Raw genomic sequence first — 25,441 nt, 5'->3', positions numbered from 1 at the left:
AGCTTTTATTGAATATTACTTGGAGTTCCTTGATAGTCACCTGGGAATAAAATATAGTATTGGTTTAAGTATAATTCGTTTTGAATATGATAATGATACTCGGCAGTTGTTGTATGCTGTGTTGTGCTTGTATGTCCGCCTGAAGCATCTAAATCTGTAGGATATGTTCCTGTTGAGTTACATTTTCTTCCATATAAGAAAAACCCATCTGCTATAATTCCTATTAAATCATCATCGTTATTTGACCATGCTTTTGGTTCTAAATGATAATGGTAGCTTTGTGGCCCAGTGTGCGCTGCAGTATAATCTAAAGATCCTACGGCATTATCTAGAGGAATATTTGGTCCTTCTTCATCATTATAGATTACAGCTCCTGAAACTGAAATACCAATAGCGCCTAATCCTGTTGCAGTAGAGCTACTGGCCAAAGTAGGACTTGCTGAAACTGTTAATGTATACGCCCCGTTAAAATCATCAATATTTCCTGGTGCCATTTGATCATAAGAGGTTATTGTAGGCTCTACCCAAAGCGGATGATTAGAACTTGATACCGTAGTCATAGTATTACCTTCAGGACCTGTTATTGTTCTAGATGTTGTATTAGACCAATACGGAGAGGTATGATCTGGCAAGCCATTAGTTTGAATAACTACGTTATTTCCACTTAATGCTATTGTTGTATTATCTGTATTAAAATCGGCAAAGGCAGCATGAAGTTCTGTTACCTCTCCATCATCTCCACCATCGTCTGTTGATGTTGAACTATCATCTGAAGAACAAGCAATTGTAACAGCAAAAAGCATTAATATTAAGGCTAATAATTTGAATATATTTTTCATAATTTTAATTTTATTAGTGGTTTTGTATGATATTTTTTTAGGTCGTTTATTATTTAGATGTGCTTATCTAAAAAAACTTGCGCTTTGTTTTAAAAATTAATTCCTAACCGCTTAAGGACGTTGTCTTTTTTCTTGGTTTACATTTTTTAATTCTTCAAGAGAGATAAAACCATCGTTGTTAGTATCTACCGTAGAGAATTCATTAACTAATGGTCCTTTTATTTCGTTTTTAGATAGTTTTCCGTCTTTGTTACTATCCATCTCAGCTATAATAGCTTTTGCGCTTGGTCTTTGACCTTGGTTTCTACCATCTCTATTTGGTGGTCCTTGGCGTTCTGATTGAGAAACTTCTCCCATTAAACAACGACTTACATAAGGAAACTCATTAGTTACTAGATACATGTATTGTCCGTTTATAGTAATTCCGTTACACTCGTCCAAATCTCCAGAGCCTTCTACATATTCAAAATCTGAAGTAAAGGTACCGTCGTGATGACCTCCAACAGAAATATCCATAGATTGATGCGGATTTTCATACGTACATTCTTCTCCTTCTCTATTTCCATCAAGGGCTTTATAACTTGGTTTATATTTACCACTTTTAGAGTAATACATTGGAAAGCCATCGTGTGCAAATCCAATATGAACTAAATCTTCTCCTGTATCAAAATTTTGGATAACAGACGTTGGCGTGCCATGGTAATGGTAAGCTCCTGTTGGTTGTACATGTGCATGGTTAAAATCCAACCCTAAATCGATAACATCTTGAAGAGCTTCAACACGATAATTCTCACCTGTTTCACACTCTACAACTTCTGCTGTTCCTGGTTCAAACTTTACTCCATTTAATGCTACTCCTGGCTCTCTAACCCATTCTGCTTTTCCTGTATATTGTGGGGTTATAGGAAAGGTATAGGTTCTGTTTTGTGCAGAAATTGTATTAGGATTTCCTTTTGTTGGAAATGCTCCTGTTTTATGATTTGGTAATGCATTGGTTACCATAATACGTTGATTTGCTGTAAGTGTTACTTTTGTTTTGGTACCATAATTTTCGTCCTCTAAACTGTAAGCTCCAAAATAATAGTTAGCTACGCTTTCAGTTGCATGTGAGTGCTCACCTAAACCATCATGACTATGTTCACTAGTTCCTTTACAACTATTACAAATTAACAACACAGATAAAGCCATAATACCTATGCTTTTATTTAAATATTTCATTTTCTATGATTTAAATTTTATTTTTAGATGCGTTATTCTAATAAAACTTGTGCTAATCGGGTCTATTTTTGAAAAAAGCTCCGAAATTTCTCTCGAAGCCTTTAACCACTATCTACCAATCAAAATCAAAAATCTTAGGACTAACTCAAATTCTTGTTTCTATTTTTTAGCTTTACTTGTTTCTCTCTTTTCTTTTAGGCTTTGGTGCTTTTTTAAATTCTTCTTCTGTAATAAATCCATCTTCATCTGTATCTACTTTAGAAAAATTTTCTTTTAATGGGCCTTTTAATTCTTCTTTTGAAAGTTTACCATCTTCGTTTTTATCCATCTCTTTTAATAATTCACTAAATGTTGGTGGTGCTTTTCTTTCTTGCCTTCCTTGTGATTGTCCATAAGACATATTGGAAATAATCATAATTCCAAAGACCAGTACTGCTGTTTTAAATGTGTTGCTTTTCATTTTTTTAAATTTTAAGTTATATAAGTTTAGATGTGCTTATCCTTTTTAACTTGTGTGCATTCTTGTTAAAAAAAACACAAAACTTATAACCGTCATTATTAAAGCATAAACTCATCTATTAATTGTAAGCTTTATTAAAGACAAAAGCTCAAGACCATTATATTTCTTGAGCTTTTCTGTTTTTAAAACAATTTAAATAGATATGAATTACAAATCCTATAAGCTGTTATTTTTTTGCGATTTTTAAAATTGATGTTTTATTAACCACCACCATATATAGTCCCTTGGAAAAGGATGTAAAATCTAAAGTGATTGAATTTCTGTTTGTGTATTCATTTTTATGCAATTGCTGACCTTGTAGGTTATATACCTCAACCGACTCAATTGAAAAATTTGAATTCTCTATAGTTATATAATCTTTTGTTGGATTTGGAAAATATCTTAAGTGATTATTAAATGTAACCTCGTCAACCGAAAGAGACTCATTATTCATTCCAAATGTTGGTGCTTGAATCACAAAATCACCTGTTCCGTTTGGATTTCTAGCATAAGCCATATCTGTAGTTTGTTCTCCAAAGGTTATATTTTGTAAAACAGTGCCATCTGCATACGACAATATAGCTGTTTCACCACCTGAAGAGAATTTAAAATCGGCATGAAACTCTCCTTGTTCGGTATCCTTATCGCACCAAACAATTAAATAACTGTCAGCTGCTAAAGTTGTTCCTGTTGGAAATTGATAAACTAAAGGATCCTCTGCATCATCAGATAAATATAGGTTATCCAAACTTAATGTCGTGTTTGTGGTATTGTATAGCTCTATCCAATCTTCATATTCGCCCGCATCATCAGTTTCACCTGTATCGTTTGAAGCTACGATTTCGTTGATTACCAAATCACCTACATTTAAGGTCGGGTAAGTAGCATCTACTGTATAAAATTCATATTCTGCTCTTGCTGGAGAAAAGGCACCTATATTACTATTTTCTGCATAGATGTAATATTGCATGTAAGCTTCATCTATTGTAATATCTGTACCATAAACACCATCTCCTGAAGCACCATCATTATGTGCGCCATCGTCAAACATTTCAACTTTTGTAAATGGGAGTGTTTCATCTGTTCTATATCCTAAAAATACATCATTTGTATCTGTAACATCTGCTGTAATTGTAATTACATCTCCAATTGTAGGTGTAGTTACCGAAGATCCTAAGTTAACTATAGTGGGTTGTGTATTTGTAAAATCTGATTGTGCCAATAAGTATGTACTTCTAGCATTCATTAAATTTGTAAGTCCAGAAGCTGTATTCATATCTACACTATAATCTGTATTTATATTACCAGTAAACTGAGCATCGGTATAGAACTTATTTGTATCTGCCATTACTGCTACAGAGATTATAGCTTGATAATCATTAGCTAAAGTTAAGTAGTTTGAATTACTAATGTTTTCGGTTAAAATAGTTTTAAAATGTGCTAAATACATTCTCTTATATTTAGGTACTGCCAACAGTTTAGAAACTAATGGGAAATTAGCATCTGTATCGTGCAATAAATGATCTAACTGTGCCTTTTGTGTCGTTGAGTTTAAATTTCCTCCTGGACCACCTGGACCAGGACCTCCTCCACTTTCGCCTGTCATACCAAAAGTTCCAAAAGACATGTTTAGATCCCAAACCACAGGCTTAAACTGTCCGTTATTGTCTTTATATAAATAATAATTTTGCTTAAACTGACCGATATAACTGTCTAAATTCACCATAACATTGTCAAATGCTAGCATCCAAATAGCCATATCAACGTCTAACACAGATTCTATATTAGTGATGTCGTTATTTAAAATTTGAGTTAATTCTATTAAATCATTCCAATGAGCATCAGCAACTGTTGGATCATTGTCGTCATCTGATTTGATTTCATAAGCATCATCATAACTTGAGCTATTAGTTCCTAAATATTGTAAGTTTGGTAAGTTATTACTCTGAGGTCCTGCACCATCTGGTGGACTACAACTAAAAAAAGCATTGTCATTAGAATTGAAATGTTTATTCACAAATTTCTTTGAAACAGATTCTGTATTGGTGTATAAACCTATTAAATCTCCATTAACATACACATTTGCATAGTTGGCTTGAGGTGCATCCATATATTGATTTACAATATTATAAGCTACCGTTTCCCTTACAAAAGAAGGGTCAAACATTACATTTGCCAATTTTATATCTGTATAACCTTGGTGTTCTTGATCTACATAAGTATCTAGCTCAATATGAAATGGATTCTTTGTTTGGTTTGCACTATAAGAGCTATTTCCCTTATATTTTACACCAACCTGATTATAAACAGTTCCATTAATTGTTACAGAAGTGGCTTCTGTATAATTATTATCACCTGCTTTTTCGGCATCTAAAAGCGCATCCCAATTGCTTTGAGCAAATTGAATCTCTATAGTTTGAATAGTGTTTATGTCATACAAATCCTGCGAAAACGCATTTATTGATACTAACAAGCATACTAATTGAGTAATTGTTTTTTTCATTTGTTTAGTTTAAAATTATTAACGCAATAATTGTTTAGATGCCGTATTTAAAAAAAACTTGTGCTTTATGCTCTCTTTTTTTGAAAAAAGAAAAGCACTACTCATCTTCGAACTCGTTTTGTTGTTTAAAAGCTAACATTAGGATTTCACCTCTTAAATGTTTGCCTGTTATTGACCTACGTACTGATTTAAACGAGCGACCGTTTTTCTGAAATAAAACAAAAAAAAGACCCTCAATACTTGAAGGTCTTTTAGTAGTTTTTTAATTACGAATTCCGTGGCGGAGGTCTGTGTCCCTTACCTTCTCCATAACGTGGTGGTCTCTGTCCTTGTTCGCCCTTACGTAAAGCATCCATTATTATTGTTTTAAACTTTTCTTTTTGTTTATCATTAGACAACTCTTGTATCATTTTAAAATGATAAAAAACTTCTTTGTCTTTTATTTTTTCTTTTTCGCTAATTAAAGATGAAATAGAATCAATTGTTGCTTCATTAATAGAGTCATCTGACAATTTACTAAAGAGTTCATCTTTTAAATCTTTAATTTCGTCTGATAAGCGCATCATCGTTTTATGATGGTCTTTACTATTGGCCTTGAACTCTGCTAACTGCGCTTTATTAAACCCCAATTCTTTTACAATAAAATCTCTATTTCCTTTAGGTTCATTTAACGTGTTACCATCACTTTTACTCATGTAATTAAATAGAAAAAATCCATTAACTACAATTAGAAAAGCAACTAAAATATATAATATGTTATTCTTCTTCATGATTATTTTAATAAAGTAGATTCAATAGTTGTAGATAAGCCATAAGACTCTGCAAAACTGCTCACATTTTTATCGTAAGTAGTTTCTTTTAAATTATTAAATGCCATCATATTTAAAACAACTACACAAACCAAAGTCGCTAACTGTAATTTTGGTGTAAACCATGAGTAGGTTGTTTCTTGAATATCTTCGGATGCCATACGAATTTTATGCATCACATTTTCCTTAAAAAAAGGAGACACTTTAACTTCTTGTATCGCTTCAATAGAATCGAAAGTGTCATTTACTTTTTTAGTCATATCAACATTAATTTTCATATTTTATATTTAGATGCAAAAGTTTAAAAAAACTTGCGCTACTGTTCATTTTTATAATAATTTTCTAATAATCCTTTTAAATTCTTTTTGGCTCTAAACATAACAGATTCAACCGATGATAAACTCCGCTTTGTAATCTCTGCAACTTCTTGGTAACTTTTACCGTCTATTTTATGCAGTGTAAAAACCACGGATTGGCTTTCTGGCAAACGACTAATTGCTTTAAACAATGTAGCAGTTAGCTCTTTGTTTTCTAATAAAATTCCAGGATGATTCATTTCAGTAAAATAATCTGTTTTATCCATTGGAATGGCATTTCCTGTTATAGACTGTAAAAAAGCGAAACGTTTTTTGGTGTTTTTCTTTCTAATAAATTCTAAACACTTGTTTGTTGTAATTCTATAAATCCAAGTCGATAATCTTGAATCTCCCTTAAACTTATCAATAGCATTATAGACCTCTACAAAAACGTCTTGAGCAATATCTTCTGCATCCTCTTTATTAGGCACAAAAGAGATACAGGTCGCGAAGACTTTTTGTTGAAAATCGTCCACAAGCCTACTGTAAGCTATTGTGCTTTTCTGTTTTAATTGCTCTATAAATTCAGTTTCTGTCAAAAAATTTTATTGCTTAATTATCTTTAGATACCATTTCTAACAAAAACTTGCGCTCTTTCTAATTATTTTTTTTAAAAATAACACTTTTAAACAAAGCCTCATACTTTTAAACTTTTAACGTACCTTTGCTTGTTCTTTTTTGCAGACAAACCAAACTGCATATTAAGAGAAGAAAATTGAATCTTTTTTTATGAGACTACACAGAAATTTATGCTTTGCCGTAATTGACGGATTACACCTTATTTTTAATGAAGGTGAATATGCAGATAAAGTGATACAACAATTACTAAAACGCGATAAACGTTGGGGAAGCAGAGATAGAGGTTTTGTTGCAGAAACCGTTTATACCATTGTACGTTACCAAAGACTTTATGCCGAAATAGCAAATGTAAAAGCACCATACCACAGAGATGATTTGTGGAGAATGTTTGCTGTTTGGGCAACATTAAAAGGCATTAAATTACCAGATTGGAAATACTTTACAGATACTCCAACTCGAAAAATAAAAGGCCGTTTTGATGAGCTTTCTAAAATTAGAAAATATAAAGAATCTATTCCTGATTGGATAGATGAATTAGGAGTAAAGGAATTAGGTGAAGCTGAGTGGACCAAGGAAATTGCGAAACAAAATGAACAAGCAGATGTTATTCTTAGAGTAAATACATTAAAAACAACTAAAAAAGATTTACAACTTAAATTACAATCAGAAGATATTGAAACCGAGTTTTTACCTCAGCATCCTTCGGCTTTAAAATTAGTTGAACGTGCTAATGTATTTAAAACTGAAGCTTTTAAAAATGGCTGGTTTGAAGTTCAGGATGCTTCTTCACAATTAGTAGCCGATTATTTAGACGTAAAGCCTGGTATGAAGGTAGTAGATGTCTGTGCTGGTGCTGGCGGAAAAACTTTGCATTTAGCGTCTTTAATGGAAAATAAAGGTCAACTTATTGCTATGGATATTTACGAAAGTAAATTGAAAAAACTTAAAATTAGAGCACGTAGAAATGGAGTTCATAATATTGAAATGAAAGTTATCGATTCTACAAAGCCTATTAAAAAATTACATGGTAAGGCAGATCGCTTATTAATAGATGCTCCTTGTTCTGGTTTAGGTGTGTTAAGACGAAATCCAGATGCCAAATGGAAATTAGAACCTGAGTTTATAGAAAACATCAAACAAACACAACAAGACGTTTTAGAACAATACTCTAAAATGGTAAAACCTGGCGGAAAGATGGTCTATGCAACCTGTTCTGTTTTACCTTCAGAAAATCAAAAACAAGTTGAGACATTTTTAACAACAGATGCAGGCAAAGAATTTACGTTTATTAAAGACAAAAAAGTTTTAGCATACAAATCTGGTTTTGATGGGTTTTATATGGCACTTTTAGAAAAGAAATAACCCCAATTTTAAAAAGTAATATTAAGCATGAAACATATTTATATTATAATTATAGCATTATTTACTTTAAGCTTTAGTTTTGCTCAAATACCATCTAATTACTACGATAGTGCTAATGGCTTATCGGGTTTCGAATTAAAAACACAGCTCAAAAGTATTATATCTAACGGTCACACAGCTAGAACATACGACCAGCTTTATGACGGTTCTGGTGTTTCTGGTTCTAATGGCTATGTAGACACACACTCTGATGTCCCTGTATCTTCTGGAAACATTTATGAAAATGACGGAACGGTTCTAGATTTCTATTCTGAAAATCCAACAGGTGCAGATCCATACAATTTTACACATAATGTTGATGAAGGTGGTAATCAAAATTCAGAAGGAGATTGTTATAACAGAGAGCACTTAGTACCACAATCCTCTTTTAATAGTAATTACCCTATGCAAAGTGATATCCATCACGTTATTCCAACAGATTGTAGAGTTAATAACTATAGAGGCTCTTATCCTTTTGGAAATGTAGGATCTGCAAACCTTACATCTCAAAATGGTTCTAAAAGAGGTACAAGTGCAATGCCTGGCTATTCAGGTATAGTTTTTGAACCTATCGATGAGTTTAAAGGTGATATCGCTAGAGCCTTACTTTATTTTGCTACACGTTACGAAAGTACTGTTGATGGTTATACAAGTTTTGACATGTTTAACGGAACCGAAGACCAAGTATTTTTTCCTTGGGCAATTGAGGTTTTACTCGATTGGCACAACAATGTAGACCCTGTAGACCAAAGAGAACGTGATAGAAACAATGCAGCTTATGATTTTCAAGGCAATGCAAACCCTTTTGTAGATCATCCAGAATATGCCGACATGATATGGAACCCAACGTCAGATACTGAAGCACCAACAAACCCTACTAATTTAACAGCCTCTAATCCTACAGACAATAGTATTACTTTATCTTGGACAGCTTCTAGCGATAATATTGGAGTTATATCGTATGATATCTATATTGACGGAACGTTTGCCTTTAGCTCTGGTAATACCTCAGCAGTAGCAACGGGTTTAATTGCTGCTACTAATTATTGTTTTACAGTTAAAGCTAAAGATGCTGCTAATAACGAATCTGGATTTAGTAATCAAGATTGTGAAACTACAACAGACAATGGTACTATTGGCGGATCAGATTGTTTAACTGAAACTTTCGAGAATTTAGATACCTCTATTGGATCTTATTCTACAGTTAGCTGGATAGGTGATGAAGGTGGAACCTGGACCGCTACAGATGCTAGAACAGATCAAGAAATTAATATGACTCCTGCTATTACTATTAAAGATGGTGTATTAACATTACCGACAACCTCTGGTGGAATTGGTGCGCTTACTGTAACAACAAAACGTGCCTTTAGTGGTTCTGATGGCACATTTAATCTTAATGTAAACGGAACATTCGTAGGTACAATTGCATACAGTGGTACTGAACAAACCATTACAATTCCTAATATTAATATAGAAAATAGTGTTTCTATTGTAATCGATGATAATAGTGCATCTGACAATAGAGTTATATTTGACGATTTAACTTACACCTGTTACACAGAATTAAGTACAGATGAATTTAATACAACAAAGGTTAAGATACATCCTAACCCAATTAAAAATAGTTTAACTGTAGATTTAAAATCTAATACAGATACAGACATCGAAATCTATGATATTCTTGGAAAACGCGTTTTTAAAAAGAATATATCTAAAACAAGCCATTTAAATCTTCAAGATTTAAAAACTGGGATTTATATTGTAAGAATCACGCAAGGGAATTCTACAGTAACAAAAAAACTTGTTAAGCAATAAAACACAAACTTTTAATATAAAAAGCAGCTTCTTTAGCTGCTTTTTTTGTTTAAAACAAACATTATCAAAACTTAAAGAAAGGCTTTCTATGGAGGTGTTAAAAAAACATATAATCTATAAAAATTTTTACCTTTGCAGAAGACTAAACACATAAATCTTCTTTCTACAGATTTCACTTGTCTCTATTAAAAAACCTATAATTAATGAAACATATACACACACTATTATTAGTATTTGTAACTTCAATTGCATTTGCACAATTAGTTCCTCCAACCGAATTAGAATCTTATTACAATAACGTTGATTTTTCGGCTACAGGTATAGCCTTAAAAAATGATTTAATCGACGTTACCACAGATAATCACATCTATTATTTAAGCTATAGCGATATTTGGGATGCGTCTAGAATTACGGATGTAGATCCTAACAATCCTAACAATGTCATTTTACTTTACGGTTATAATGATACTGATGGTGACATAACAACTGACAGAACAAGAGGAAAGTATAATAACGGAGGTGGTGTTGGAGATTGGAATAGAGAACATGTGTATCCTAAATCTTTAGGAAACCCAAATTTAGGGACTTCTGGACCTGGCTCTGATGCTCAAATGTTAAGACCCACTGACGTTCAAAGAAACGGTCAACGCGGAAGCTTACGATTTACAGACAAAAACAATGGTGAATTCCTTAATGGAGAATCTGGTAACACCAACGGAGGTTGGTATCCTGGTGATGAATGGAAAGGTGACTGCGCTAGAATTATTATGTATATGTATATACGTTACGGTGATCGCTGTTTACCAACAGGTGTTGGCTTTGGAAGTAGCTCAGCGACACCTGATGATATGATTGATTTATTTTTAAGATGGAATGCCGAAGATCCTGTAGTTGAAGGCGGTATAGAAGATGTAAGAAATACCTATCACGGAAATCCAAATAACGAATTTTCACAAGGAAACAGAAACCCTTTTATAGACAACCCTTATTTAGCTACTGTAATTTGGGGAGGCCCTGAAGCTCAAAACAGATGGGAAAATCTTTCGGTTACAGAAGTCGAACAAGATCGCATTAAAATGTTCCCTAATCCTGCAAATGGTAATGAGGTTACTATTTTATCAAACCATGACATTATTGCCGAAGTTTATGATATTTTAGGTAAAAAAGTCACGGTTCAAAACATCTCATCAAACCAATCTAAATTAAATATCTCTACATTAACTAAAGGTGTTTATATCGTAAAGTTAAATTCTGAAGTCGGTACGCAGACAAAAAGATTAATCAAGCAATAAGTATAACTATCATATAAAAAAAGCGACTCAGTGAGTCGCTTTTTTTTATGTTTAAAACATCGTGAACAACTCCCAATTTTCAATACACAATTATGAGTTAAATCACGTTTAAAAAAAGTAAATTTGCATTTTACTAAACACAACTCAAACACACGACATAAATGATTCATTTCTTCGGAAACCAAAACAGCAAGGTATTTGCTGTTCAAGCAACAAAAGAATTATCAACAGAAACCGTTTCAAAATTGACATGGTTATTTGGCGACCAACCAAAAATAGAACAAGCATCTCTCGATGCTTTTTTTGTTGGACCTAGAGCAGCAATGATTACTCCTTGGAGTACAAACGCTGTTGAAATCACTCAAAATATGGGAATATCTGATATCCTAAGAATTGAAGAATTTACTTCAGTTCCTAAAGATTTCAAAGATTACGACCCTATGATTTCTGAAAAATATCAAAGTTTAAATCAAGATATTTTCAAAATTGATATTCAACCTAAAGCGATTCTAAATATTGAAAACATTTCAGAATACAACCAACAAGAAGGCTTATCACTTAGTGATGAAGAAGTTGACTATTTAAAAAGTGTTTCTAAAAAAATAGGTAGACCATTAACAGATTCTGAAGTTTTCGGCTTCTCTCAAGTCAATTCTGAGCACTGTCGTCATAAAATTTTCAATGGAACCTTTGTGATTGATGGAGAAGAAAAAGAAACGTCGTTATTCAAACTTATAAAAGAAACATCGAAACAACATCCTAACGATATTGTTTCAGCATATAAAGACAACGTCGCCTTTATAAAAGGACCTGTTGTTGAGCAATTTGCACCAAAACGTGCTGATGTTCCAGATTACTATACAACTAAAGATTACGAATCTGTAATTTCATTAAAAGCAGAAACCCACAATTTCCCAACAACTGTTGAGCCATTTAATGGAGCAGCAACAGGTTCTGGAGGTGAAATTAGAGATCGATTGGCTGGCGGAAAAGGCTCTTTACCATTAGCCGGAACAGCCGTTTACATGACCTCATACTCGCGTTTAGAAGAAGAACGTCCTTGGGAAAAAGCCTTCCCTGAACGTAAATGGTTGTACCAAACTCCAATGGATATTTTAATAAAAGCCAGTAATGGTGCCTCTGATTTTGGAAATAAATTTGGGCAACCGCTTATCTGTGGTTCTGTTTTAACCTTTGAACACCAAGATCAAAATGGTAAGATTGGTTACGACAAAGTCATTATGCAAGCTGGTGGAATTGGGTATGGAAAAGCAGATCAAGCTTTAAAAGATACACCTCAAGAAGGCGACAAAATAGTGATTCTTGGTGGTGATAATTATAGAATCGGAATGGGAGGAGCTGCAGTGTCCTCAGCAGATACAGGAGCTTTGGCTTCAGGTATCGAATTAAATGCTGTACAACGTTCTAACCCAGAAATGCAAAAACGTGCTGCCAATGCGGTTCGTGGCATGGTAGAAAGCGATGAAAATTTTATTGTGTCTATTCACGATCATGGAGCTGGTGGACACCTTAACTGTTTATCTGAACTTGTTGAAGATACAGGAGGAAACATTGATTTAGACAAATTACCTGTTGGAGACCCAACATTGTCTGCAAAAGAAATTATTGGTAACGAATCTCAAGAACGTATGGGATTAGTGATTGCCGATAAACACTTAGAAACATTACATAAAATAGCCGATAGAGAACGTTCTCCAATTTACGATGTTGGTGAAGTTACAGGAAAACACCGCTTTACTTTCGAATCTAAAACTACTGGTGAAAAACCAATGGATTTAGCCTTAGAAGATATGTTTGGAAGCTCTCCAAAAACCATAATGAACGATATTACGGTTGAAAAAAACTATGGAGGTATTTCTTATGACACCAATAAATTCTACGATTATCTAGACCAAGTATTACAACTAGAAGCTGTAGCCTCTAAAGATTGGTTAACAAATAAAGTAGACCGCTGTGTTGGTGGTAAAGTGGCCAAACAACAATGTGTTGGTCCTTTACAAATTCCCTTAAATAATGTTGGTGTGATGGCACTCGATTTTAAAGGTAAAGAAGGTATTGCAACCTCTATTGGTCACTCTCCTATTTCGGGATTAATTAATCCAGAAGCAGGAAGTCGCAACTCTATCGCAGAAGCGTTAACCAATATTATTTGGGCGCCTTTAAAAGATGGACTTAAGAGTGTGTCTTTATCCGCAAACTGGATGTGGCCTTGTAAAAATGAAGGTGAAGATGCACGTTTGTATGAAGCGGTAAAAGCGATTTCAGAATTTTCAATTGACTTAGGCATCAACGTACCAACAGGTAAGGATTCCTTATCCATGAAGCAAAAATATCCTGATGGTGATGTCATTTCTCCAGGTACAGTAATTATTTCTGCGGCCGGAAACTGTAATGATATTACGAAAGTTGTGGAACCTGTTTTTCAGAAAGGAAAAGGATCTATTTATTATATCAATGTATCACAAGATACGTTTGAATTAGGTGGAAGTTCATTTGCACAAATCAATAACAAAATTGGAAATACCACTCCAAACATAAAAAGTGCGGCTTACGTTAAAACGGTATTTAATACCATTCAAAATTTAATAAAAGACAATCAAATTGTTGCTGGTCATGATGTGGCTTCTGGTGGATTAATAACCACACTTTTAGAAATGTGTTTTGCAGATACTAATTTAGGAGCTGAATTAGATATTACAAGCTTAAACGAATCGGATTCATTTAAAGTTTTATTTGCTGAAAATGCTGGACTTGTAATTCAATCAGAGGATGATAGCATTGAAATTATCCTTTCTGATGCAGCTATCAAATTCCACAAAATAGGTAACGTTACCGAAAGTGATGTTTTAGGTATTATAAACGGTAGTCAAGTCTTTACGATGACGGTTTCAAGATTACGAGATATGTGGTTTAAAACCTCTTTCCTACTCGATCAAAAACAAACCGCTAATGATTTAGCCAAAGACCGATTTGATAATTATAAACATCAAGCTTTAGACTTTACCTTCCCAAGTCATTTTACAGGAAAATTAAAAGATACGCTTGGCACAACCAACACACGACCAAAAGCCGCTATTCTTAGAGAAAAAGGTTCAAATTCTGAACGCGAAATGGCAAATGCGATGTATTTAGCTGGTTTTGATGTGAAGGATGTGCATATGACCGATTTAATTTCGGGCAGAGAAACTCTTGAAGACATTCAGTTTTTAGGAGCTGTTGGAGGTTTTAGTAATTCTGATGTTTTAGGTTCTGCTAAAGGTTGGGCCGGAGCTATTAAATATAACGACAAAGCCAATAAAGTAATTAATGATTTCTTTAAGCGCAAAGACACATTGTCTGTTGGTATTTGTAATGGCTGTCAATTAATGATGGAACTCGATTTAGTAAATCCAGAACACGAGGTTCACGGAAAAATGACGTATAATGATTCTCATAAGCACGAAAGTGGCTTTACGTCTGTGAAGATTCAAAAGAATAATTCGGTGATGCTTTCTTCATTGGAAGGTGCGACATTAGGAGTTTGGATTTCTCATGGTGAAGGTAAATTCAAATTGCCTTATACGGAAGACCAATACAATATCGTAGCCAAATATGGTTATACAGATTATCCTGCTAATCCTAATGGTTCAGATTTTAATACGGCTATGTTAACCGATAAAACCGGAAGACATTTAGTAACTATGCCACACATTGAACGTTCTATTTTTCAATGGAACTGGGCTAATTACCCAGCAGGACGAAAAGATGACGTATCACCATGGCTTGAAGCTTTTGTGAATGCTAGAAAATGGATTACCAATGAAATTTAAGCTGTTTGTTTTTTTATTATGTTTTTCATTATTAGGATACTCGCAGATAAAAAAGCCTAAGTATTATCTACAATATGCTAAAGACACGCTGTATTCTGATGTTGAATACTTCAACATTTCTAAAAAACAACACAATATTAAATTAAAAAGTAACCTATTTTCTAGCCTGAGGTACGAAAATGACACACTGGTTTTACACCGCCTTAGGCATTCATATCTATTTGGAAAACTAGATAGCATAAAACGAAACCAACTTTTTCTGCTTTTTTCAAATAGAAATAAAATTGATACAACAAAAATCATGGTCTTCCACTATCAAGATACCTTGAAAAAAATAAGTGAATTTCCAGAAAAATCGGGCGTTGTTTATACTAAAGACAGCACATCTCATAGACATGCAATCAGTCATTCAGACTATGTGAAAAATCAGAGGGCCTGTACTAAAAATTTACGTAAAAAAAATACGTCAGAGGTGTATCATTTCTTTAAACACAATAATGGCCACCCATTAACCTATAAAAAAGAGAGATGGTATAAAGATTATTTTGGTATAATAAATGAGCTATTTAGAGATTATAAGTCTAGATTTCATACCATAGTAATTCATCCCAATGGAGACTTTTTTTGCATGAATTATACTGACGGTAACAATAAGTTGCTTTCAGACATCGCCAAAGGAAAACGATGGGAGAAACATAAAAATGATTTTTTTGAAAAATTAGACTATTTGAATTCTATAAAATAGCTCAAAAGTTTAAATGAACTATTCCATATTTTGAATGTTCAATCATTAATCTTTTACCTATAAAAAAAGCTTTTACACAATGTAAAAGCTTTTTTTTGAATAGTTTTAAAAACACTAAAACTATTATAACATGATTTGCTATTAATCTGTTACTATTATAAATTTAGAAATATCAACTCCTTTTAAATTAGAAAGGTTTAGAATATAAGTTCCGCTTGCAATACTTGAGACATCTATTGAAGTTTCTGAGTTTAAAAACGCTACTTTTTTATTCAAAATTAACTGACCTTCTAAACTGTATATTTTTGCAAACTCTATTTCTGTAGCATTTAAAAGCTTAATCGTTAAGCTATTTTTTACTGGATTAGGGTAAATTGAAATATTGTCTTTCAAATCAACCTCACCTACAGACAACGCTGAAGTACCAAAAAATTCTATTTCGGTAATGTTAGACCAGACACTTGTTCTATTATTTCCTGCTGTATTAAATCTTCCAAAACTTAACAATTTCACATAACGCGCATTTGCCGATACTTCGTATTGATCAAAATCATCTCTTGTTCCCGTTGTTGTTGTTATTAATAACTCGCCTGCTGTTGGTAAAAGCATTGTAAAATCTGAAGGTGCTGTTCCTGTTGTAGAAACCCAAATTTGAATGCCATAAGGGTCAGACTTATCATCTGTTGCTATCTGTATTAAATCAAGTTCATACTCATCATTTAAATCGTAAATTACATATTCTCCGTCACCCTTATAATCACCAGGTAAAACATCTCCATCTGCTGCTGTCCATTGTGTTCCTGTATCTTTATCTAAAGTGTTATTTGCATAATTTGTTTTTGGAGGATCTGCATCAAGATCTACTTGCTCTTGTGAGAACGAATGAATAGTAACCGGATCGTCATCTAAACCTGTATTAATAAGGTTGTATAGATCTGTTAAATCAGCCCCATTTTGAGTTATATTTAATTGTCTTACAATTACATTTTCTCCAGATGTTTGAGTAAAAGTTACTGAACCTGTTCTACTACTAGTTTCTTCATTATCGGTTACAGATACTACAACTGTAGCATCACCTGTACCTAAATTAATATCAATAGATATCCATGGATCATTGGAAACAGCTGCCCAACTTACATTTGCATTCACAGAAACATCATAATTAGCAGCTTCAGAATCAAGCACAGGCAAACTACTCACTGTTAATGATTCTGGTATTTCAATGGTACAATCTCCATCAATTATACTCGCTCCTAAATTATTTAAAAAACAAGCTCCAATGCCTTGACCAACCATAGCATCCGTTGTTGGAGCATAAACACCCATATCAGCTCCTTTGCCTACAGAGCCAAGTCCTGAAAATGTAAAAATTTCTCCAACAGAAGTCGCCATAATTCCTGACTCTTCAGAAAAACCAAGATTAGTAGCTCCCAATGTAGCGCCTGCATAAACATTTCCACTGTAATTTAAAGTTGTGCCAAGGTTAGCATATGCATTGTCGGTATCTCCACTAATAACATTGGAGATATTTGGATTGCCCGCAGTGAAATAAATTAAATTATTAGAAACTGTTCCAGTTGGATCTGTTGACCCTTTATCTGTGTTATAGTATAATGGAGCATTAGTGTTTATAATTGTATTATTAGAAATACTTATATTTTCCACTTTCTGATAATCGCTTGAAGTATTATCAGAAGAACATGACACAGCGTTATTAGCACTTCCACCTAAAAATGTAATACCGTTATTCCACTTTGCCTGATCAACCACTGTTATACAGTCTTGAATATAATTATTAGTAATTGTATGCTCACTATCTACAATTCTAACACCTCCTGTACCGTCTACATTTTCACCTAAAAAGTAATTCCCTTCTACTGTTGCGTTAGAACCGTGTCTAAGCACTAAAGACCCTCTACTTCTTCTAAATGTATTATTAATATAAGAGTTGTTTTTACTTTTATTAGTAATAATTTCATTTTCACCATCTGCCTGAACAAAATAATTATTACTTACCATTACGCTACTATCAACATTCTGATAAGAACTAGTACCAATACGTATGGTTTCACTATCACCAGCATTAGTTAAATTAGAATCAATTTTTTCGTAGTTATAGAAGTAGTTATTACTAATTGTATGACCAACAATATCGCAACTCGTATTTATTTCAGGCTCACCATCTTCAACAGGAGGATATGCGTTATATGCTAATTCTACTAAAATCATATTTCCTGCATTAGATTTATTCATAAACGAACAATTAATTACAGTATTATACGTACCGTACAGCATAACCCAATTGTGTTTTTTACTTTGCCCTTCTACCTGGTCTGCAGGATCAACAGTTAAGCCATTCATTGCACAATTTTGAATTGTACTATTATTAGCATAATCTTCCCCATCTCTGAATTCAATAACAACACTCGATCCATAACCTCCTTGCCAATAAAAACCATCAACAATAACATGATCTCCACCAATACTCATTCTTAAACCACCTGTAAACTTTACTCCTCCAGGTGTTTCTGCTCTAAAAGTAATAGGCATATCTGCAGTACCTGTTGTAGGTGAAAATTTAATTCTATCATCTGAGTCATATACTCCATCTTGCAAAATAACAGTATCTCCTGCTGCAAGGGTTTCATTTAAGGCATCTAGATCTTCAGGATTACTAATAATGTATGTTTCTTGAGAAAACACACTAAATGTTGATAATAGCAATGTACATATTGCAATAAAAATTGAAGTCTTAAAAGGGTAAAATGTTTTCATACTCGTAAAAATTAAATATTGATTATTTTGATTGGTAAACCAATCTGGTTAACCAAATATACTTAAAAATATATAGTTTTAACAAAAAAACTTGACTAAAACTGCATAATTCACTAAACCAGCATGTATTTAATAGGATTACCGTAAATGATCTAATAATATTTATTATATGCTTAGCTACGATACTAATTATATATTTCATATTTTCGTAATACTACAACAAGAGTTTAATAATATGACAGAAGTAACACGCCTTTTTGATTTTCCTTATTACCAATTACAACATAAGCCTAACCCTAAATCTCTAGTTACCAAATACAATGGTAAATGGGAAGCTATATCGACACAAGAATACGTTGATAAATCTAATACAGTAAGTAGGGCATTGTTGCGATTGGGAATTAAAAAAAATGATAAAATAGCTGTAATTTCTACCACAAACAGAACTGAATGGAACATTATGGATATTGGAATTCTTCAGCTTGGAGCGCAAAATATCCCTATATATCCTACGATTTCTGCAGAAGATTATGAATATGTATTAAACCATAGTGAATCTATCTATTGTTTTGTTTCGGATAAAGAAGTATTAGAAAAAGTTAGAAAAGTTCAAGCCAATACAAACATTAAAGAGGTCTATTCTTTTGATTATATTGAAGGCTGTAAACATTATTCTGAATTATTTGAATTAGGAAAAGATGAAAGCAACCAACCCGAAGTTGAGGCCAGAAAAGATGCTGTAAAACCTGAAGATTTAGCTACTATAATTTACACTTCTGGTACAACAGGTAGACCTAAAGGTGTTATGCTTTCGCATTGGAATATTACGAGTAATGCTTTAGACAGCTCTCCAAGAGTTCCTCTAGTAAAAGGTGAAAACCGTATTTTAAGCTTCTTACCTATCTGTCATATTTTTGAACGTCTCTTAATTTATGTGTACCAATATGCAGGTACTTCCATCTATTTTGCAGAAGGCATTGATAAAATTGGTGAAAATGCTAAAGAAATAAAGCCAAACTTAATGAGTGTTGTACCGCGATTGCTCGAAAAGGTATTCGATAAAATAATGCTTAAGGGAGAAGAATTAACGGGTATAAAAAAAGCCTTGTTTTTTTGGGCTGTAAGATTAGGTGAACGCTGGGAACCTTATGGAGCAAATGGTGCGTGGTATGAATTTCAGCTTAAAATTGCAAACAAACTTATTTTTAATAAATGGCGCGAAGCACTAGGTGGTGAATTAGGAACTATGGTCTCTGGTAGCGCAGCACTTCAACCAAGATTAGCTCGTGTTTTTGGCGCAGCACAAATGAGAGTTATGGAAGGTTATGGACTAACCGAAACATCTCCTGTTGTTTCTGTTGGTTTATATAAAGACAAAATGTATAGAGTGGGAACCGTTGGAAAACCTATAGATAATGTAGAAGTTAAAATTGCAGACGATGGAGAAGTCTTAATAAAAGGACCTAATGTTATGATGGGATATTACAAAGACCCTGAAAAGACTAATGAAGTAATGACAGACAATTATTTTCATACAGGAGATAAAGGAGAAATTGATGCCGATGGTTTCTTAAAAATCACAGGTAGAAAAAAAGAAATGTTTAAAACTTCTGGAGGAAAATATGTCATTCCACCTCTATTAGAAAATGACATGAAACAGTCGCTTTTTATAGAACAAATTATGGTTGTTGGAGAAGGCGAAAAAATGCCTGCAGCTTTAATCCAACCAAATTTTGACTTTATCAGAGATTGGATTGACCATAAACAAAACGGTGTCGGAAAAACGGACGCTGAAATTGCCACTTCAGAAATTGTAATTAACCGCATTCAAAAAGAAATAGACAAATACAACAAAAACTTTGGGAAATGGGAACAAATTAAACGTTTTGAACTCACATCAGATGTATGGTCTATTGAAGGAGGACACCTTACTCCTACCATGAAAATGAAACGAAAAATTATAAAAGAAATCTATCAAGAACTCTATGACAAAATTTATAGACAGCAGTAATTACTATGGTTTAGCACCTTTTTAAAACTTTATTAGTACCTTTTTCATACGCTATAAACTTTAATACTTGTGATTTTGAAATAGTTTTGTAATATAAATTCTAAATTAAAATATTATGAAACGTTTATTGACTATTTCAATCTTTCTAATTGCATTATGTATTTCACATCCTGCTATTGCTCAAAGTTCTACCTTTGATTTAAAAAGATCTATAAATCTAACTAGCAACGACAAGGAAGATCAAAGTATTATTTTAAACGTCACAGAAAAAACATCTAGCTTAGGTCTCGATATTAATTGTAAAGTACTCTTAGGAAGTCTTAAAATAGAGATTTACAATCCTAAAGGCGAAAAACAAGGAGAATTTGCCGTTGAAAGTCAATTAAAAGAAAAATTACCCTTAAATTATGATGAAAGTCTAAATAGGGAACTTGTTGAAGGTAAAATTGAAAAAATAATCAGTGATCCTATCGCTGGCAAGTGGATTATTAAATTAATACCTACAAAAACCTATGCATCCATAAAGATTAATTCAAGATTTATAACACATAACTAAAAATTGAAACTAGCCAATCTACCTTTTAATGATCGCTATGTAAATTTACTAGCTACGTTTACTCTAATTCTTCTTTTTAATAGCAATAGTCTTTTCAGTCAGAATTTCTCAAATAATAAACCTAAAATTGAAGGTCGCATTGTTTTAGACAGCATCTGGAAGCCTAAACTATATCTATCACATATTTCAGATTTTAGCAAAATGTACACCATGTCTCGTAGTATGATTATTGCAGAATCTGATGTTGATAGCTCTGGGTATTTTAAATTTAACATAGACTACCTTCCTAAAAATGACAATTTATATCGACTTCATATATCTAAAAAAGGGGCATCAGATGCCTCAATAATCATAGGAGGTAAAGAGGAGAACCATTTCTTTATCGTTGCCAATAAAGCCTCTAAAATTGAAATTTTCAACAATAATAAAACCTTTAGCGATGTAACTTTTAAAAGTGATGTAAAAAATAAAATTATTGATAAAGTAGACGATATTGTTAAACTCATAGACAGCACCAACTATAGTGCCACTAGAGTAAAAAGCGAGTTTGTTACTAATGCTTTTAATGAACAGCTCAGAAAAATTGCAGACACTTGCTCCTATCCTCTAGTATCTTTATATGCATTACAAAAAAGTAAATATGAGGTAGACATAGATAATAACACAGGCTATTATCAAAATTTTATTGAAAAGTGGAAAAACGAAGACTCAGAATATTTCAAAACCTTTAAGTCTAAAGTTCCTAAAAGAAAAAACGCTTTCGACAGTAGAATACTCATTGCTTTGAGTATTCTTTTATCATTTGGATTAGGTTTTTATATTAACGGAAAAATAAGAAAAAGACCTCATAAACAAACATTAGCTCTAAAGACTCTTAGTGTACAAGAACGAAAAATTTATGCTTTATTAAAAGCCGGAAAATCTAATAAAGAAATTTCAGATGACTTGAATATTGGAATAAGCACCGTAAAATCTCACGTGAGTTCCATATATCAAAAACTGAATGTAAAATCTCGAAAAGAAATCATCAACTTTAAAGATTAGATTAATATTTAAGTCTTATTTACTGCTACGCTTCTTGTAGTTTTTAACAAATTCTCCTTTAGGTTTACCATCATCAAAAGAACTCCACTTAACTAAAACACGTGTTTCGTCTCGTGCTTCTTCATTTGGAATATCTTCATATTCCATTCTATAAATAGCAGAGAACAAAGGAGCTCGTCCTTCACCATGGTGACAATGAATCAAAACTGGATAATTAGTACTATCATCCATAATTTTTAAAAACTTATCTACTGTTGGTTGATCTGGCACCTGCCTTGATCCTACGTTATAATAATTAACATTACCAATCTTTTCAATAGCCTCTTTTTCTACGATTAATTGTTCTGGAATCTCAGGATTGTTTACAAGATCATCAGTACCAGGAAATCTTAAATCAATAACACTTTTAATATTATGTTTAGCAATATAATCTTCTAACTCATCAGGAGGAATTACTCCAGATTTATAAACCTTACCCTCTGAGATAGCTTTAAAATTATAGTTTAAATTTACATCATAATAAAATTTAGCAGCGCCAATGATAACGATAGCTAAAACAAACAATCCTATTTTTTTCTTCATATACTTAATTTTTTAAGCTTAGTTTTTTATCGATAATTCTATCGTAGTAATCTTTAACATAGGCTTTACAAATGTTTTCAATTTGAGACATTTCAGCATTTTTGTTTCCAATAAGGTTGTTTTTCAAGCCTTTATCTGAAATATCATAAAATCCTTTAGCTCTCTTTCCATCAAATATACAAATATAATTTCCCATCTGAAATTGATAATGTGAACTCCCATAATTAATTGTAAATGGCTTAGTTGAATCTGTAGAATCAACTAAACTTCGTCCCCAACTTCTAAAAGGCTTCTTATACCCTATCATATCTAAAACCGTTGGATAAATATCAATTTGTTGTGCCAAATCCATATTAACACCTGCCATGGAATTGTCCGGTTTATAAATCAAAATTGGCACCGTAAATCGGTTAATAGGTTTATAATACATGTCTTTATAATACACCTGATTACCATGATCTGCAGTAATAATAAAGATGGTATTATCAAACCATGGTTCTTTTTTAGCTTCTTCAAAGAATCGCTTAAAAGCATAATCGGTATAGCCAACACATTGATGCATAGGGACATTTCCAATTGGAAATTTGCCTTCATATTTTTTAGGAATAACATAAGGTTCGTGAGACGAAACGGTAAAAACAGTTGTAAAAAAGGGTGTTTCCATATCATCAATATTCTCCTTCATATACTGTAAAAAAGGCTCATCCCAAATTCCCCATGCACCATCAAAATCATCGTCATTGTTATAATCTTCACGTCCTAAATACGAATCAAATCCCAATATGTTACTAAAGCCTAAAAAGCCCATAGAACCTCTTGCTGCTCCGTGAAAAAATGTCGAATTATAACCTTCACTATTCAATATTGAAACCAAAGATTGAATCTCCTGTTTGGAATATGCCGAAGATGTAAACGCATCTTTAAACGAAGGAATCCCTGATAAAATAGAAGACATACCATGAATTGACTTACTTCCATTGGCAAAAGCATTTGGAAAAATTAAACTTTTTCCGGCTAGCGAATCTAAAAAAGGAGTATAACTTACGTAGTTGGGTATATTGTATTCTGTATTAAAAGCACCTAAATACTCACGACCAAGGCTTTCTGTAATTATTAATACAATGTTAGGTTTTGATTTAGGATTATTTGAATATTGTTTAATTGGCTGTACATATTTGTCTACAACTGCCTGATCCATTTCATACCCCACTTTTTTAAAAGAATTGGCATTGAATGTGCGGATAAAAGCAAATGGAGAATTCAAAACCAAATCTGCTTGTTCTATTTTTTGAACATGCCTATTGGCATCTACAAGATTAATTGGCCTGGTGCTCTTCTTAAAATCTCCTCCTCTTATGCCACCAATAGTTAAAACTGTTACAATGCAAAAAACAACTAACGACTGTAATACATAAATTAAATTTTTCTTGGTCGTGAGTTTTGATCTATCAACAGCAGCTATATTCACTTTTCTATATAAGTAAACCCAAAGTGATGAAGTCAAAACAAACAGTAAAAAAACATGCCAATAATCAATTAAAAACCTAAAAAACATACCTCCTTTATCTGTTTCGTGCTTTACCACATCTAAAACAACTATCGTGGTACGACTAAAGTTGTATTTATAGTAAATGAAATCTACAAAATTGATGGCATAAGCAATTAGGTTTGTAACAAAATACACATAAAATAAAACCTTTTGATAGCTCTTTTTAGTATTTATAAATAAAGGCAAAAATGACATTAACAAAAACAAACTATTCACATATAAAATAGCTGTTGTGTCAAATGCTAATCCATGGTATTGAATTTTAAGAAACTCTGTAACAGACTCAACATGCAATAAATCAAAATTGTAAATAAGAAACAAAACTCTAGCAATGAAGTAAAAAAGGTAAACTAAAAAAAGTCTGTAAAAAAATACTTTATATTCTTGAAATCTATAAACCGAGTTGTTCAATGTAATGCGTAGTTATTTGCAAAATGCTGTTAATAATACAATGAGACAAATTTAATGTAATTATTTAAAAAGCCTTCAAAATCCATATATCAAAAAATTATATACAATTTTCGCTAAAATACTATGCATGCATAGTATTTTTTTACTATCTTTGGTTTTCAAACATTATACATGAAAGATAAAACCATTGACTACGTCCTTAGAACCACATGGTTAGCGGTCAATAAAATGTACAACGAAGAAGCGTCTGAATTTGGAACCACTATGGCAACAGGTTTTACATTATTGAGTATTGATCCAGAAAAAGGAACCCCTTCAACTTCTTTGGGACCAAAAATGGGAATGGAAGCAACAAGTCTTTCTAGAACTTTAAAAACTATGGAAGCCAAAGGCTTAATAGAACGTAAACCAAATCCCGAAGATGGCCGTGGAGTCCTTATTTTTTTAACTGATTTTGGTAGAGAAAAAAGAGCTTTATCAAAAGAAAAGGTTTTAACCTTTAATGAGGCTATTAAAAATAATGTCTCTTCAGAAGAACTGACAAATTTTTACAAAGTTGCAGAAATCATTAATAATATGATTTCCAACAAACAGATATACAATAAAAAAGAACACATTTTAAAATAA

At 32.7% G+C, this 25,441-nt stretch carries 19 protein-coding genes; 9 read left to right on the top strand and 10 right to left on the bottom strand.

All coding sequences use genetic code 11. The annotated features are described in order from the left end of the window. Nucleotides 1–5: 5 nt before the first annotated feature. The 7 genes from ABD730_RS06910 to ABD730_RS06880 all read right to left on the bottom strand — a co-directional run bounded on the left by ABD730_RS06910 (nt 6) and on the right by ABD730_RS06880 (nt 6,763). Entirely contained in the window at nt 6–839 is an 834-nt protein-coding gene (locus ABD730_RS06910; RefSeq protein ID WP_334467296.1) for a YHYH protein, read from the bottom strand. A 111-nt stretch (nt 840–950) separates the two neighbouring features. Beyond that, a complete protein-coding gene (locus ABD730_RS06905; RefSeq protein WP_344713527.1) occupies nt 951–2,057 on the bottom strand; it encodes a YHYH protein in 1,107 nt (368 codons plus the stop codon). Nucleotides 2,058–2,229: 172 nt separating this feature from the next. Then, on the bottom strand, nt 2,230–2,517 hold the full coding sequence (locus tag ABD730_RS06900; protein ID WP_215925330.1) for an EF-hand domain-containing protein: 288 nt from the start codon (nt 2,515–2,517) through the stop codon (nt 2,230–2,232). A gap of 226 nt (nt 2,518–2,743) precedes the next feature. Further along, on the bottom strand, nt 2,744–5,059 hold the full coding sequence (locus ABD730_RS06895) for a CotH kinase family protein (protein ID WP_344713525.1): 2,316 nt from the start codon (nt 5,057–5,059) through the stop codon (nt 2,744–2,746). Nucleotides 5,060–5,325: 266 nt separating this feature from the next. Further along, nucleotides 5,326–5,829 (bottom strand): hypothetical protein, encoded by a 504-nt coding sequence (locus tag ABD730_RS06890; protein ID WP_344713523.1) that lies wholly within the window; start codon nt 5,827–5,829, stop codon nt 5,326–5,328. A gap of 2 nt (nt 5,830–5,831) precedes the next feature. Then, entirely contained in the window at nt 5,832–6,146 is a 315-nt protein-coding gene (locus ABD730_RS06885) for a hypothetical protein (protein WP_334467288.1), read from the bottom strand. Nucleotides 6,147–6,184: 38 nt separating this feature from the next. After that, complete coding sequence (locus ABD730_RS06880) at nt 6,185–6,763, bottom strand: RNA polymerase sigma factor (protein ID WP_344713521.1); 579 nt, start codon at nt 6,761–6,763, stop codon at nt 6,185–6,187. Nucleotides 6,764–6,953: 190 nt separating this feature from the next. Here ABD730_RS06880 and ABD730_RS06875 point away from each other — a divergent pair, with 190 nt between their 5' ends. The 5 genes from ABD730_RS06875 (at nt 6,954) to ABD730_RS06855 (ending at nt 15,886) form a co-directional block, all read left to right on the top strand. Continuing rightward, nucleotides 6,954–8,165 (top strand): RsmB/NOP family class I SAM-dependent RNA methyltransferase, encoded by a 1,212-nt coding sequence (locus ABD730_RS06875; protein WP_334467285.1) that lies wholly within the window; start codon nt 6,954–6,956, stop codon nt 8,163–8,165. Nucleotides 8,166–8,192: 27 nt separating this feature from the next. Continuing rightward, on the top strand, nt 8,193–10,019 hold the full coding sequence (locus ABD730_RS06870) for an endonuclease (RefSeq protein WP_344713518.1): 1,827 nt from the start codon (nt 8,193–8,195) through the stop codon (nt 10,017–10,019). Between the two features lie 203 nt (nt 10,020–10,222). Beyond that, nucleotides 10,223–11,311: an endonuclease gene (locus tag ABD730_RS06865; protein WP_344713515.1), complete on the top strand. Its 1,089-nt coding sequence runs from the start codon at nt 10,223–10,225 to the stop codon at nt 11,309–11,311. A 161-nt stretch (nt 11,312–11,472) separates the two neighbouring features. After that, on the top strand, nt 11,473–15,141 hold the full coding sequence (purL, locus tag ABD730_RS06860; protein ID WP_344713512.1) for a phosphoribosylformylglycinamidine synthase: 3,669 nt from the start codon (nt 11,473–11,475) through the stop codon (nt 15,139–15,141). Further along, the gene (locus tag ABD730_RS06855) at nt 15,131–15,886 is read left to right on the top strand and encodes a hypothetical protein (protein ID WP_344713509.1); all 756 of its coding nucleotides are present in this window, start codon (nt 15,131–15,133) and stop codon (nt 15,884–15,886) included. The genes purL and ABD730_RS06855 overlap by 11 nt, the downstream gene beginning before the upstream one ends. A 141-nt stretch (nt 15,887–16,027) precedes the next feature. Here the strand turns inward: ABD730_RS06855 and ABD730_RS06850 are convergent, their stop codons facing one another. Then, on the bottom strand, nt 16,028–18,661 hold the full coding sequence (locus ABD730_RS06850; protein WP_344713507.1) for a chondroitinase-B domain-containing protein: 2,634 nt from the start codon (nt 18,659–18,661) through the stop codon (nt 16,028–16,030). Between the two features lie 235 nt (nt 18,662–18,896). Between ABD730_RS06850 and ABD730_RS06845 the strand changes: the two genes are divergently transcribed. The 3 genes from ABD730_RS06845 to ABD730_RS06835 all read left to right on the top strand — a co-directional run bounded on the left by ABD730_RS06845 (nt 18,897) and on the right by ABD730_RS06835 (nt 22,272). Then, entirely contained in the window at nt 18,897–20,672 is a 1,776-nt protein-coding gene (locus ABD730_RS06845; protein WP_344713505.1) for an AMP-dependent synthetase/ligase, read from the top strand. 115 nt (nt 20,673–20,787) lie between these two features. Then, nucleotides 20,788–21,228: a hypothetical protein gene (locus ABD730_RS06840; protein WP_334467268.1), complete on the top strand. Its 441-nt coding sequence runs from the start codon at nt 20,788–20,790 to the stop codon at nt 21,226–21,228. A gap of 3 nt (nt 21,229–21,231) precedes the next feature. Continuing rightward, complete coding sequence (locus ABD730_RS06835; protein ID WP_344713502.1) at nt 21,232–22,272, top strand: response regulator transcription factor; 1,041 nt, start codon at nt 21,232–21,234, stop codon at nt 22,270–22,272. Between the two features lie 15 nt (nt 22,273–22,287). On the opposite strand, the gene ABD730_RS06830 is transcribed toward ABD730_RS06835, so the two are convergent. Both ABD730_RS06830 and ABD730_RS06825 read right to left on the bottom strand, forming a co-directional pair. After that, nucleotides 22,288–22,854, bottom strand: coding sequence for a dual specificity protein phosphatase family protein (locus ABD730_RS06830; RefSeq protein ID WP_344713500.1), 567 nt, complete (start codon nt 22,852–22,854; stop codon nt 22,288–22,290). Between the two features lie 4 nt (nt 22,855–22,858). Then, the gene (locus ABD730_RS06825) at nt 22,859–24,814 is read right to left on the bottom strand and encodes an LTA synthase family protein (RefSeq protein ID WP_344713498.1); all 1,956 of its coding nucleotides are present in this window, start codon (nt 24,812–24,814) and stop codon (nt 22,859–22,861) included. A 171-nt stretch (nt 24,815–24,985) separates the two neighbouring features. Between ABD730_RS06825 and ABD730_RS06820 the strand changes: the two genes are divergently transcribed. Beyond that, a complete protein-coding gene (locus ABD730_RS06820) occupies nt 24,986–25,441 on the top strand; it encodes a MarR family winged helix-turn-helix transcriptional regulator (RefSeq protein ID WP_215925346.1) in 456 nt (151 codons plus the stop codon).

It is taken from the genome of Winogradskyella damuponensis (genome assembly GCF_039538385.1).
GTDB classification, from domain to species: domain Bacteria; phylum Bacteroidota; class Bacteroidia; order Flavobacteriales; family Flavobacteriaceae; genus Winogradskyella; species Winogradskyella damuponensis.
This window is presented reverse-complemented; position numbering and strand designations above follow the sequence as displayed.

Excerpts from the sequence above, each read along its gene's own strand:
- ABD730_RS06910 (WP_334467296.1), bottom strand. The coding sequence starts at position 839 with ATGAAAAATATATTCAAATTATTAGCCTTAATATTAATGCTTTTTGCT.
- ABD730_RS06905 (WP_344713527.1), bottom strand. The coding sequence starts at position 2,057 with ATGAAATATTTAAATAAAAGCATAGGTATTATGGCTTTATCTGTGTTG.
- ABD730_RS06820 (WP_215925346.1), top strand. The coding sequence starts at position 24,986 with ATGAAAGATAAAACCATTGACTACGTCCTTAGAACCACATGGTTAGCG.
- ABD730_RS06875 (WP_334467285.1), top strand. The coding sequence starts at position 6,954 with ATGAGACTACACAGAAATTTATGCTTTGCCGTAATTGACGGATTACAC.
- ABD730_RS06870 (WP_344713518.1), top strand. The coding sequence starts at position 8,193 with ATGAAACATATTTATATTATAATTATAGCATTATTTACTTTAAGCTTT.
- ABD730_RS06845 (WP_344713505.1), top strand. The coding sequence starts at position 18,897 with ATGACAGAAGTAACACGCCTTTTTGATTTTCCTTATTACCAATTACAA.
- ABD730_RS06855 (WP_344713509.1), top strand. The coding sequence starts at position 15,131 with ATGAAATTTAAGCTGTTTGTTTTTTTATTATGTTTTTCATTATTAGGA.
- purL (WP_344713512.1), top strand. The coding sequence starts at position 11,473 with ATGATTCATTTCTTCGGAAACCAAAACAGCAAGGTATTTGCTGTTCAA.
- ABD730_RS06895 (WP_344713525.1), bottom strand. The coding sequence starts at position 5,059 with ATGAAAAAAACAATTACTCAATTAGTATGCTTGTTAGTATCAATAAAT.
- ABD730_RS06850 (WP_344713507.1), bottom strand. The coding sequence starts at position 18,661 with ATGAAAACATTTTACCCTTTTAAGACTTCAATTTTTATTGCAATATGT.
- ABD730_RS06890 (WP_344713523.1), bottom strand. The coding sequence starts at position 5,829 with ATGAAGAAGAATAACATATTATATATTTTAGTTGCTTTTCTAATTGTA.
- ABD730_RS06885 (WP_334467288.1), bottom strand. The coding sequence starts at position 6,146 with ATGAAAATTAATGTTGATATGACTAAAAAAGTAAATGACACTTTCGAT.
- ABD730_RS06830 (WP_344713500.1), bottom strand. The coding sequence starts at position 22,854 with ATGAAGAAAAAAATAGGATTGTTTGTTTTAGCTATCGTTATCATTGGC.
- ABD730_RS06840 (WP_334467268.1), top strand. The coding sequence starts at position 20,788 with ATGAAACGTTTATTGACTATTTCAATCTTTCTAATTGCATTATGTATT.
- ABD730_RS06865 (WP_344713515.1), top strand. The coding sequence starts at position 10,223 with ATGAAACATATACACACACTATTATTAGTATTTGTAACTTCAATTGCA.
- ABD730_RS06900 (WP_215925330.1), bottom strand. The coding sequence starts at position 2,517 with ATGAAAAGCAACACATTTAAAACAGCAGTACTGGTCTTTGGAATTATG.